General features: G+C 34.2%; 15 protein-coding genes. 1 reads left to right on the top strand and 14 read right to left on the bottom strand.

Annotation, left to right across the window (positions count from 1 at the left end; all coding sequences use genetic code 11):
- The first annotated feature begins 43 nt into the window (after positions 1 to 43).
- Positions 44 to 631 (top strand): YceI family protein, encoded by a 588-nt coding sequence (locus NNL09_RS20400; protein WP_025663931.1) that lies wholly within the window; start codon positions 44 to 46, stop codon positions 629 to 631.
- A 193-nt stretch (positions 632 to 824) separates the two neighbouring features.
- Here NNL09_RS20400 and NNL09_RS20395 read toward each other — a convergent pair whose 3' ends face one another.
- The 14 genes from NNL09_RS20395 to NNL09_RS20330 all read right to left on the bottom strand — a co-directional run bounded on the left by NNL09_RS20395 (position 825) and on the right by NNL09_RS20330 (position 12,326).
- A complete protein-coding gene (locus NNL09_RS20395) occupies positions 825 to 1,367 on the bottom strand; it encodes a 4'-phosphopantetheinyl transferase superfamily protein (RefSeq protein ID WP_196910111.1) in 543 nt (180 codons plus the stop codon).
- Positions 1,364 to 1,618: an acyl carrier protein gene (locus NNL09_RS20390; protein WP_025663929.1), complete on the bottom strand. Its 255-nt coding sequence runs from the start codon at positions 1,616 to 1,618 to the stop codon at positions 1,364 to 1,366. The genes NNL09_RS20395 and NNL09_RS20390 overlap by 4 nt, the downstream gene beginning before the upstream one ends.
- 43 nt (positions 1,619 to 1,661) lie before the next feature.
- On the bottom strand, positions 1,662 to 2,936 hold the full coding sequence (locus NNL09_RS20385) for a beta-ketoacyl synthase (RefSeq protein ID WP_196910323.1): 1,275 nt from the start codon (positions 2,934 to 2,936) through the stop codon (positions 1,662 to 1,664).
- On the bottom strand, positions 2,929 to 3,831 hold the full coding sequence (locus NNL09_RS20380; RefSeq protein ID WP_196910112.1) for an alpha/beta hydrolase: 903 nt from the start codon (positions 3,829 to 3,831) through the stop codon (positions 2,929 to 2,931). Before NNL09_RS20380 ends, NNL09_RS20385 begins: the two co-directional genes overlap by 8 nt.
- 9 nt (positions 3,832 to 3,840) lie before the next feature.
- A complete protein-coding gene (locus tag NNL09_RS20375; RefSeq protein ID WP_196910113.1) occupies positions 3,841 to 4,278 on the bottom strand; it encodes a 3-hydroxyacyl-ACP dehydratase FabZ family protein in 438 nt (145 codons plus the stop codon).
- Positions 4,279 to 4,290: 12 nt separating this feature from the next.
- Entirely contained in the window at positions 4,291 to 4,773 is a 483-nt protein-coding gene (locus NNL09_RS20370) for a hypothetical protein (RefSeq protein ID WP_196910114.1), read from the bottom strand.
- Positions 4,774 to 4,783: 10 nt separating this feature from the next.
- Positions 4,784 to 5,575: an SDR family oxidoreductase gene (locus tag NNL09_RS20365; protein ID WP_196910115.1), complete on the bottom strand. Its 792-nt coding sequence runs from the start codon at positions 5,573 to 5,575 to the stop codon at positions 4,784 to 4,786.
- A 72-nt stretch (positions 5,576 to 5,647) separates the two neighbouring features.
- Positions 5,648 to 6,700: a type III polyketide synthase gene (locus NNL09_RS20360; RefSeq protein ID WP_196910116.1), complete on the bottom strand. Its 1,053-nt coding sequence runs from the start codon at positions 6,698 to 6,700 to the stop codon at positions 5,648 to 5,650.
- A 20-nt stretch (positions 6,701 to 6,720) separates the two neighbouring features.
- A complete protein-coding gene (locus NNL09_RS20355; protein ID WP_196910117.1) occupies positions 6,721 to 7,440 on the bottom strand; it encodes a methyltransferase domain-containing protein in 720 nt (239 codons plus the stop codon).
- On the bottom strand, positions 7,434 to 8,564 hold the full coding sequence (locus NNL09_RS20350; RefSeq protein ID WP_231389108.1) for an NAD(P)/FAD-dependent oxidoreductase: 1,131 nt from the start codon (positions 8,562 to 8,564) through the stop codon (positions 7,434 to 7,436). Before NNL09_RS20350 ends, NNL09_RS20355 begins: the two co-directional genes overlap by 7 nt.
- An 80-nt stretch (positions 8,565 to 8,644) precedes the next feature.
- The gene (locus NNL09_RS20345) at positions 8,645 to 9,337 is read right to left on the bottom strand and encodes an OmpA family protein (RefSeq protein WP_025663920.1); all 693 of its coding nucleotides are present in this window, start codon (positions 9,335 to 9,337) and stop codon (positions 8,645 to 8,647) included.
- Positions 9,338 to 9,354: 17 nt separating this feature from the next.
- Positions 9,355 to 9,834, bottom strand: a complete 480-nt coding sequence (locus tag NNL09_RS20340; protein ID WP_025663919.1) for a lipocalin family protein — start codon at positions 9,832 to 9,834, stop codon at positions 9,355 to 9,357.
- 200 nt (positions 9,835 to 10,034) lie between these two features.
- Positions 10,035 to 11,354 carry an MFS transporter gene (locus tag NNL09_RS20335; RefSeq protein WP_025663918.1) on the bottom strand — a complete coding sequence of 440 codons (1,320 nt, stop codon included), beginning with the start codon at positions 11,352 to 11,354 and terminating at the stop codon, positions 10,035 to 10,037.
- A gap of 150 nt (positions 11,355 to 11,504) precedes the next feature.
- Entirely contained in the window at positions 11,505 to 12,326 is an 822-nt protein-coding gene (locus NNL09_RS20330; RefSeq protein WP_025663917.1) for a M48 family metallopeptidase, read from the bottom strand.
- Positions 12,327 to 12,359: the final 33 nt, after the last annotated feature.

Below are 12,359 nucleotides of genomic sequence, written 5' to 3'. Positions count from 1 at the left end.
GATTCTTGATTATTTCTAACTTAGTAAAATTATAATTATCCCTATGAGAACTTTTCTCTACATATTGATTGGTATTTTGTATGCTCAAGGATTTGGGCAAGATATTATTCCTAACGCCACACAATTACCAACCAGCCCAACTTCTGATTATGCCTTAATCAATGACTATCAAGGCATTGTTTTTGACAAAGAAAAATCAAGAGTTTCTTTTGATTTTATAAAAGATGAAACTTCTGGTACTATTGCGGGTTTAGATTTTAAGATTAATTTCAATCCTAAAGATCCAGAGAATGCAAGTTTTAAAGGTACTGCCCTTATTAATACACTAGATACCGATAATTTTTTGCGTGATGGACATTTAATGTGGGAAAAATTCTTCTATAGAAAAAAATACCCAAAAATAAGATTTGTGAGTACCGATGTAGTTGCTTTTGACACCAATACTTATAAAGTTATTGGCAATCTTACTATTAAGGGAATACAAAAAGAAGTGATTATCACATTCTCTCTTGATGACAAAAAATTATTAGGCAAAACTACGATTTACTCTAGTGATTTTGATGTTAATATCCACGACAAACGAGAGCAAAACAAATTAGATATTCGTTTTTATTTTCCGATACTTAGATAGTTTTTTAGTATCTAACTGTTTCCATTTTTTCACTGAAAACAAATATATTTAAAAAAGATACCCCAGATTGCTTCTTCTTAATTGTATAGGTAAATTTTATCAGTAAGTTGTGTATCAAAGAATACCAAACAACGCTTAATTGTTTTTTTAAATCCTATTACTGCCGAAATCTAATTCTATTAACGACAAATTGTTAAATTGAAACGACAAATGCCGAGTATTTTCCGTGATGTGTAAACGACAGCGGTAATTGTATTGCTTTTTGGTCAATATGTACTAACGGAATTCCCTTACTATTTTTAGTAAAATAAATCAGAGACGAATCTATATTTAGTTTTTCAGAAATTGTTTCTTTCAATTTAGAACGTGCATTCGTTTTTTTACCATATACAGAAGAGTGATACTTTTCATCAGATACCATTGCAATGCTATACACATATTCATTTTGCGTTTCTGTAATTGTTTTATAACGGTAATTACCAACATAAACCTCTCCTTTTGGCGTACATTCAAAGTTTTGGGGGTTATACCTTCGAGAAAGGTTAAATCGCCTTTGGTGGGCTTTATATGCCGCCTCTTTCATACTCCAAAACTGCCAGAGTTGTATTTCTGCTTTTTCTGAAGTAAAAATATGTTGTTGTTCCTGTATGGTACATATTTTTTGAAGCCACCCTTTTCTCTGCCAATTACTTTGTGTTTTGGCTAATTGAAGGTCTACAATATCATTACCGATCATTTCGACGCTAATTTATCTTCTATCACAGCAATTGAAGCCTTAACAGTTAACATTTTCTCCATCGATTCATTATCAATCTCAATATCGAATTCATCCTCTACATCAAGCACTACATCTACCAGATTGGCAGAATTAATTTCCAGATCCTTTATAAAATCAGTGTTTTCTGTAAGAGTAGTGAGCCCTTCTTCATTTTGTACATACGGTGTTATGATTGTTTTTAATTTAGAAAGTAATTCTTCTTTTGTCATAATTTAATTAGAGTTGATTCAATATTTATTTTTGATACTATTTTTATATGTATTTTTTAAAGATAACGCAAGCGTTTACATCTCCAAATCCAAAACTAGCTTTTGCAATAATATTAGGAGCATAATCCAATGTTTTGGTAGGGATTCGATCTCTGGATACCCAATTTTCTATTTCGGGATGTAAATCTTCACAATTTATATTTCCAAAGATGAAATTCTCTTTCAATTGTAATACAGTTGCTACGCTTTCTATACTACCAGAAGCTGCCAGGCAATGCCCTACTAAACTCTTAAGTGAATTGATATACGGGAAATCCTGTCCTTTTCGCCCCAAGGCTATGCACCAATTTTGTATTTCGACACTATCCATCGTTGTAGCGGTTAGATGACCATTGATTGCATCAATTTCTCCCGGATCTATTCCTGCATGCGTTACCGCTTTACGAATACAATACTGCACTGCATCATTATTAGGAGCTGTCATACTTCCGCCTTTACGTTGTCCACCGCTATTTACATGTCCACCCAAAATCTCTGCATAGATTGTAGCTCCTCTTTTTTGGGCATTATCCAGGCTTTCGATAACTAAAGCTCCTGCTCCACTCCCAGGCACAAAACCATTAGCTGTGGCGCTCATGGGGCGCGATGCCTCGGTCGGGTTATTATTATACTTATATGGGAGAATACGCATAGCATCAAAGCCTCCCCATACATAGGGACCGCTATCATTTGTACTACCCGCCAAAATGATTTCTGCTTTACCATCACTTATTCTGTCATAGGCCATCAAAATAGCTTCGGTTCCTGTACTACAAGCCGAGGAATTAGTGGTAACCACATTTCCACATCCTAACATACCACCTAAAAAAGCACTAATACCACTGGCCATAGTTTGTGTAACTGTGGTACTCCCTAATCTTCTTACTTTACCTTCGTCTACCTTATAAATAGCTTCTCTAAATTTATCGACACCTAATATTCCGGTTCCAAAAATTACCCCGGCATCCCAAAGTGGTGTTTCAGAATCATTGATAGGCAACTTGGAATCTTTCCAAGCATCCATACCAGCAATAACTCCATATTCCATCCCAGAAGCATTTAAACCACGTAGCTGAATTGAATTAAAGTAATTGTTTAAATGATCATGTTTATAAATTGGTAAACCACCTATTTGACATGAAAAATTTAGATCCTCTAATTTTTTAATATGTTGTATACCACTTACTCCATCATAAACATGTTTTTTAAAACTTGAAACGTTCGTTCCATTTGGAGCAACCACACCTAAGCCTGTTATAACGACACGCCTTTTATTCATCATCTATAGCTAAATTAATAATCGATACTATTTTCTTTATAGCAATTTTAGCTTCAGATAGTATAGGTAGTATTGGCCATATATGAGGCATTCCTTTTCCTTTAATAACTTCTATTTCACCTTGGGCTTTTTTTATTTTATCTATTAGCATCTCTTGATCAGGAGTACAGATATCATTTGTAGCTGTAAACAAGTGTATTGTCGGAAAATCATCAAAATCACCGTATATGGGAGAAATCATCTGGTCTTTTAAAGATAATTGACCTGCACACATTTTCTTTGCAGACTTCACCCCTTTTATGCTAAGGATAGGGTCTATCAAATCAATTTTTTCAATTTTCGGATTTGTTAGACTGGCGTCTATCATTGGTGTAATCGCTATTAATCTATTTGGTAATTTGTATTTTTCTTTTAGTAATCGTTGCGTAAGCGTCATAATCAAATTTCCTCCTACAGAATCACCAATTAAAATGATTTTAGATGGATTATATGTTTTTATCGCTTCGAGATATACTTGATATATGCTTTCTGTTATCGTTTTAATAGTGTTTTCTGGTGCTTTTGGGTAATCTACCATCCATGCATGAGAACGTGCTTGTTTTGCGATCTTAGCTATTGCTATCCAGTTTTCTTGAGTTGGACCATAAACAAAGGCTCCTCCATGACAATACAATAACAAAAAATCTGTATTTGTATTTTTAGGGGCAATACTAGTCACTTTACTATTGTATATCTCTTTAGTTTCAAAGATACTACCTAATAAAAGCTTTGTGTTAGGAGTATGTACATCTTGTTTTCTTTTTTTACGGTAATCAATAGGATCTTGAGACCAGGATTTCTTTTCTCCTTTTAGTTTAAGCACTAGTTTTACTAACGAATATCCTATACTACTCATCTCTTGGTTTTATTTTTTAAAAGCTACTCCTGCTACAATACCTTTAGCAACCAACACGTCCTCAGCATTATACATAGTAACTTTACATTTTAACTTATTAAATCTAAAATATTCTTTAGCAGCAATTACAGTCACCTTCTCCTCTGGGTAAACAGGGTGGTAAAAATTAATATCACTACTAGTCATTGCCACTCCGAAATTGGCTTTACTCCATTCTCCTTTTAAAAGATAAATCCCAAAACACGCCATCCCAATTTGCGCCATACATTCGGTAAGGATCACCCCCGGAGTAATAGGATTATCTTTAAAATGTCCTTCATAAAAATATTCATCCTTTAGAAATGTGTAGCTACCTTTGATATGATCATCATCAATCTCCAGAATTTTATCTACAAACAAAAATGGTTTGCTATATGGCAGTTCTTGTATAATATCTTCTATACCCAAAATTAAACGAGTTTAAAACGCACATCCATCAGGAAGCGGTTGTGTTCTTTCTAAATGATTAGCAAATTCACTTTCTAAAGTGCTTTTTGTAAATCCTTCGCTTACATTGCCTTTAAACACTTTATTGCCATATTTGCTTGTATTCATATGTGCACGCACATACACGATTTGATCTTTTTTAACAGGAACAGGCCCTCCTGATCTCACAAAAGGCTGCTCATTTACATGACTATGTGCCAAAATCCTTCTGTAGAGCAATTCTCCATCTTCAGAAATAACTTCCCACCAATCAGCATATTGATCACATCCCTGATCCGGACTCTTAATACCAACATTAAAAGAATACTTATTCTCTTCTCCTGTTACCTCGACACTTATAACCTCTGCTTTATTATCATTTACACCAGCAACTACATCTCCCGCACTATTGTTATCTTCTTTGCAAGACAGAATGTAAAGGACAATGGGTAGACATAGAATTACTATATTTTTCATTTCACTTGTTTTAGTTTAAATGTTCTCCTCCATTCACAGGTATCACACAACCATTAATCCAGGAGGCTTCTTCTCTACATAGTAAATACACCACGTTCGCTACATCTTCTGGTGTCGTAATTCGATTAAACGGGTTACGTTTTAGACTATGCTCTATAATCTGTTCATGACCAGGTATCATTCGTAATGACTGAGTATCTACTGCTCCAGGTTGCAGACAATTGGCTTTAATGCCATAAGGTGCAAATTCTAACGCTATACTTCTGGTAATAGCTTCGAGAGCTACTTTGGCAGCAGAAACAGCTGCATAATTCTTCCAGGCTTTCGTATTTCCTTCACTTGTAAAAGAAATAACTCTAGCATCTTCTGCAAACAATGCCGCTTTAAATACCAAAGTAACCCAATCATAAAGACTGATTGCCATAGCATCAATAGTTAAATGAAAATCATCATTCTTCAATACATGCGTTGCATCAATCATAGGTTTTAGGTTGCCTTTTGCAACGCTATGCACAATTGTTTTTATACGCCCTTCGTCTATAATATTTGCTATTTTTGCTATAGCTTCCATTCGTTTTTCAGGCTTCAAAAGATCTATATTTAACGAAAGAAAACCAACTCCCGTTTCTTTTATTTTTATAAAATCAGCTTCGATTTGGTTCATTTCACTTTTACGATTGCGATGTACAATGATAATATTCATACCGTGCAAAGCCAGTTTTTTGGCAGAAGCTAAGCCCAAACCACTACTACCACCCAGTATGAGTGCCCATTCATTTTTATTTACAAAATCGTTATTCACACATCTAAGTTTTTAATATTTGTTTTATATAAATAATATTTCGCCTACGCGGAAATGAAAAAATAGTAATTTTTACCATTCCAGTAATATTCGTTGCGCAGAAAATCCTGGTCCAAAACTAAGCATAAGTCCTGTTTCCCCTGGCATCGGGTTTTGCGCCATGAATCGTTCTAATACATACAACACCGTGGCGCTACTCATATTGCCATATTCCATCAAAACGGCCTTTGTATCCTCTATATTCTTACCTAAATATCCAAAAAGCTCTTCTACCGTCTGTACTATCTTTTTTCCTCCGGGATGAAAAATAAGATGATCTACCTCCTCAATGGTTTTGTTATATTTTGCCAGAAAAGGATGAATTACATTAGGAAAATGGGCGGCAATAGTTTCTGGCACTTTAGGGTCTAATATCATTTGTAAGCCCCCATTAGTTAGCTTAAAACCCATCATTGTCGTTGCATCATAAAAATGATACATCTCGTCTCCTATAATTTTTGGGCCTGTAGCATCTTCTTCTGATGATAACAATGTACATGCTGCACCGTCACCAAAAATGGCAGCACTTACCATATTTGTCATGCTGTAATCATCTAACTGAAATGTTGCTGTAGGTGATTCTATAGCAATAACCGCAGCTCTCTTTCCCGGATTGGCTTGTAGAAAATTTCTCGCATAAATAATTCCCGAAACACCCGCTGCACACCCCATTTCTGTAACAGGCAGTCTTACAATATCTTGTTTGAGATTAAGGTCGTTAATAATAAATGCATCAATAGAAGGAATCATAATACCTGTACAACTTACAGTGATAATGTAATCAAGAGATTTGGGATCCCAATCGACTTTTTCTAATGCTTTTTTTAAAACAGAAGTTCCTAATTTCTTTACTTCTCGGATATAAATGTCGTTTTTCTCTTCAAAAGAGGTAGCCAAAAACACTTCTTCGATACTCATAATGCCATAACGACGATCTACTGCAGCATTCTCAAAAATCTTAATCACTTTACGTTTGAAACGTTCATTCTGACCTGATAACCATTGAGAAACAAAGGGTAATATTTCTTTTGTCTCCCGCATGTATTGTGGAAGTTGCTTAGTTACAGCAGTTATTTTTACACTCAATTTTTCTTGCTTTTTTAATTTTATTTACTTGCGGTTTTTATAATCCACCGATACCGGAAAGCCCATTTCCAATCTATTTTATACTCTTGTAAATGAAGTGCTTTGGCAAAATATAATAACTCTTTCTTTTTGAATCCTCTTTTTATAGAAACCAATCCGTCATTTTTCGCTACATATCCTTTAATAAAAAAGAAACTGAATATTTTAAAAAGATAATATGCCAATGTACTACGGTGAAGATCATTGATCACAACTGCAGTTTTTGCCAGGTTAATAGCTTTTTTTATAATTTTTTTGATCTCTTCGTTTCTAAGATGATGTAATGTTAATGTACAGATAATGATATCACAAGAAAACTCTGAAGCTTCTATTTCTAAAATATCTTTGTTAAAAAATGATATTTCTGGATATAAAGTACTCATTTTGATAGCGTAATCTAAACATTTGCTATTCAGGTCAATACCTATAAGATTTGTGTTTCTTTTTTCTTTTCTAAACGAATCTGCAATTGCCCTTAACATCTCACCATCACCACAACCTAAATCAAGAATTGTAATCTCTTGTGAAGGATTGAGGTTTTTGACCAAAGTGTGTATAGCCTTATTGGTAATTGCATTACCTCCCAACCATTTATTTACTCTCGAAATATCAGATAATGCAATTTGTAAAGCCTTTTCTTCAATCTCTGGATTGTCCATGAGTTCTGCCTCATTACTCCTATATTGTAAATTTGCTAGCATATCAAAGGCTCTCCATGGGTTTGTTTTATAATTCTAGGTACAATAGCTGGTATGGTATTAGCTATTGTATAAGAAAGCTGTTGTAATCTATCATTTAATAAGATTTTTTGTAATGCCCTACCAGTATACAATCTTTTAGAAAATGCTTTATTCCATTGTTTGGTGTATTCTATTTCTATTACTTTTCTGGGCGTTATTACACCCTGATTATAATTATGTATTAGTAGTTCACTAAGTATCTGTGCACTTTGTATTGCCATTGCCATACCATTACCACAAAGAGGGTGAATTAAACCAGCAGCATCTCCGGTCATAAAGACATGATCTTCAACAGGGTTTTTCTTATCAAAATTTATCTGACTTATCGTAATAGGAATATCAAATAATGATTCGGCGTTCTTAAAGAATGCATTTAAATGTGGATTTTTGCACAGGACTTCCTTTTGAAATGCATCTAAGTCTTTATATTTTTTAAAACTGTCATAGGTAGCCAAATAACACGCGTTTACGATGTTGTTTTCTACCATAGAAAGACCACAGTATCCTCCTTCAAAATTATGTAATGAGACCGTATTTGAATCAAAATCAGCTTTGTAGTGAGCCTTAACAGCTAACCACGGGGATTTTCTATAGCTAAAATCTCGTCGTAAAACTTTATCTAATAGAGTTCGCTTTCCATATGCGCCAATAACATGATCACTGGTTAGTACACCATTGACAGCTGTTTTAATTTGGAAACTATTATTATGATAATGCACATCGGTTACCTGATCTTGTATTAACTGTACTCCTGCTACCGCTGCTTTTTCCCATAGATAATGATCAAGAGCATATCTACTAACTCCAAAACCTCCTAAGGGTAATGTACTTTGTATACACTTTCCTTTTTGTGTACTTATAGTAAATTTTGAAATTCTGGTAGGCTGTAAAGCATTGATATCTATATCTAAAAATTCAAAATATGGTAGTACTTCATTAGATATATATTCGCCACATACTTTGTGTTTTGGATATACATTCATTTCGATAAGTGTAACAGGAATACCTGCTTTAACCAAATGAATAGCATTGGTTAGTCCGGCGAGCCCTCCGCCAATGATTATTATGTGTGAATACTTGTCCAAGTATTGAAGATACATTAAAAATTAAGCATAAAAAAATCCCGACTGTATAGTCGGGATTTTAAATGTTTTATTACAAAAGTTTACTGCTTTACTTGCTTTTGCGCATCTTGCTTCATCTTTTCATTAGCAACAATACCAAGTTCAACTCTTCTATTTTTAGCTCTTCCTTCTGGAGTTGCATTATCATATTTTGGAAGTGTCTCTCCGTGAGCATAAGTCGTTAAACGACTCTTGCTTATTCCCTGAGATATTAAATAGTTTGTAACAGCATTTGCTCTTTTTTGAGATAATGACATATTATAGCTATCATCACCTGTACTATCTGTATGTCCTTCTACAATAATATTAGTATCTGGATATTCTTTAAAAATACCAGCTAATTTGTTAAGATTAGTTTTAGACTTCGAATTAAGAGTAGATTTATTCGTAGCAAAATATACTCCACTATTCTCATCAAATACCACATCAATACCTTCTCCTACTCTTGTTACTTCGGCTCCTGGTATTTCTGACTCAATTTTCTGAGCTTGTTTATCCATTTGTTTACCGATAACACCACCGGCAACACCTCCTACGACACCACCAATTACGGCACCAAGTGCAGAGTTCTTGTTTTTTACATTATTTCCTATAATTCCTCCTATCACAGCTCCAGCTGCAGTACCAATTACCGCTCCTCTTTGTGTGTTATTTGAGTTTTTAACGGCTTCACAACTTGTTAAAATTGCAACAGCCATTACAGCAACCACTATTTTTTTAAGATTTGTCTTCATCATTTATCGATTTGAGTTTATTGTAATTTATTAAAATTCATGGTGATTACAAAAGGTTTCCCTTCTAGACTTACAGTCATTTTCCATGTCATAGTGGTATCATCAAGGTGATCCAAAAGCATTCTGTAACCAGCATTATTATTTGTGCTTTTTTTCTTTTCGTTTATGGGTTTAAACATAAAATAATATGCTCCATTACCCTCGGGCTTAGGAATTGTAAATCTAAAGTTTCTTGCTCCTGTAGAAACACAACTACTTTGATTTACTTCATACTTTCCGGTATTATTATTTGGGATAAATTTCCAGATACTTCCAGTAAAACATTCTGCAGAGGCATCATTATAGAGATTTACTTCAAATATTCCCTGACGGTCATAAGAGATTTTGTCAAGAGACCACTCCCCTTTCAGGGTCTTTTTTGCTGCAATAACGGTTTGTTGAGTAGTATTACAGGAAGCTAGTAGTACAACTACCAACGCTAACATAAGTTTTTTCATTGTCATGAGTTTTATTATATAAAAGTAGCTAATAACGATAACGTTTCCAATATTATTATATTTCAAAATGATATTTAATTATCACAGACTAAATAATCTTAAAAACTAGATGAAATACACAAAAAAAGGATAAAAGATTTTTATCCGCTTTTACCCTTTTTTTTATTATTATAAAAACCTTACAAGGTTTTAGTATGTAATCATTTTGTTTTTGGTACTCTGAATAATAAGACAAGACCAACCACAAAGAAAAGGATTAAGAAAAGAATCGAATATCGTACACTCCCAGTTACCTGAGCGATAATTCCATATGAAAACATCCCAATTACAATACCTATTTTTTCTGATACATCATAAAAACTAAAGTATGAGGCCGTATCGATAGCATCTTCTGGCAATAACTTTGAGTATGTAGATCTTGATAATGCTTGTATACCCCCCATAACAAGACCAACAATTGCGGCGGTAACATAAAACTGAAATGGAGTCGTAATTGTATACGCATAGACACAAATACCAATCCAGATAAAGTTAATTACAATCAATGTTTGTATGTTTCCGAATTTTGAAGACGCTTTAGAAGTAAGATACGCTCCCAGTACGGCAACAAGCTGAATTAGCAGGATGCTTATAATTAAACCGGTAGTTGCGTTTTGTTCTCCCCAGTCTAATTCTTCGATTCCGAAATAAGTTGCAATAAGCATAATGGTCTGTACTGCCATACTATATACAAAAAACGCACTTAGATATCTGCGAAGTCGTATATCGTTTTGAAGTGCTTTCCATATCATTTTTAGCTCTTTAAAGCCATTAAAAACAACAGCTTTGGTTAGTACATCTTTCTTATTCCCTTTTGGAAGATAATAATATGTGTATTGGCTAAACCCAATCCACCAAATTCCTACCATAACAAAAGATAATCTCGTTGGTACACCTTCACTTTCAAAACCAAACCATTCATATTTTAAAATCATAACAAGATTAATAATCAATAAAATTACACTTCCTATATACCCAAGAGAATATCCCTTGGCACTAATAGCATCTTGTTGTTCTGGAAATGCGATATCTGGTAAATACGAGTTATAAAATACCAAACTAGCCCAAAAACCAATTAGGGCCAAGAAGTAACATAGTAATCCAAACCAAAGGTGTTCGAGATTAAACCAATAAAGGCCAATACACGATAATGCACCTAAATAACAGAAAAATTTAAGGAAATTCTTCTTGTTCCCCACATAATCCGCTATTCCCGAAAGTAATGGACTAATTATAGATACGGTTAGAAATGCCAAAGCAGTGACATAACTTATTAAAGAATCATTATTAAAATCGTATCCTAAGAAGCGTACTGTATCATTAACAATTTCTCCCTGATCATTTCTAACTATAGTGAGTGCTCCCCAAAAAATGGGAAAAACCGCTGAAGAAATCGTTAAGTTATATACTGAATTTGCCCAATCGTAGAAAGCCCAGGCATTTAATAATTTTTTATGCCCTTTTGGTAGTAGTTTACTCATTTACTTATAAAATTAAGATATATCCATCAGATAATAATCACTTCGAGTAGTGATTTAATATGACAATTTATATAAAAAAAAGCTGTTCTGAATTTGCTCAGAACAGCTTCTAAAGTAAGTATAATCTTTTTAAGATTATAAACTTTACAATTATTTAAAAGAGGTTACCCCAAATTTTTTGGCTTCAGCCCTTGCTGCAGGGGCCCATGCTGTTAGATTAGCAATACGTGTATCACTTGATGGATGGGTACTCATAAACTCTGGTGGAGCTTGTCCTCCACTATTTGCTTTCATACGTTTCCACAATTCTGCAGCTTCATCAGGATTGTAACCAGCGATTGCCATTAGTTGTAATCCTATACGGTCTGCTTCTGTTTCATGACTTCTACTAAAAGGCAGCATTACTCCAAATTGACTTCCTAAACCAAATGCAGTACCAACGATTTGTTGTGTCTTTTGATCTTTCCCGCTTACTGCAATTGCAGTTGCCGCTCCTGCTACTTGTTGGATTTGACCAGCACTCATTCGCTGTTGACCATGATTTGCTAATGCATGAGCAACCTCATGCCCCATTACAGCAGCAATACCAGTTTCATTTTTTGCAATCGGTAAAATCCCGGTATAGAATACAATTTTACCTCCAGGCATACACCAGGCATTCACAGTTTTATCATCTACAAGATTATACTCCCATTTATAATCTTTAAGATACCCTTGATAGCCATTAGCATTTAACCAGCGTTCTGATGCTTTTGCTATTTTTTGGCCAACTCGAGTGATCATTTGTGCGTCAGATGTTCCTTTTATAACCTTATTCTCTCCTAAGAATTGATTATACTGCTGAAAAGCCATTGGTAATATCTGAGAATTAGGGACTAATGCCAATGTTTGTTTACCAGTAAATGGATTTGTCGCACAGGACATAAATAATAAAACAGTTCCTAATAGGACTATAGATTTTCGCATGTTCATATATTAATATTAATCTTGAATTTTCATTTTGTT

This window comes from Aquimarina sp. EL_43, from assembly GCF_943422735.1.
Classification (GTDB): Bacteria; Bacteroidota; Bacteroidia; order Flavobacteriales; family Flavobacteriaceae; genus Aquimarina; species Aquimarina megaterium.
The sequence above is the reverse complement of the archived record's forward strand: the minus strand, read 5'-3'. Positions and strand labels throughout refer to the sequence as shown.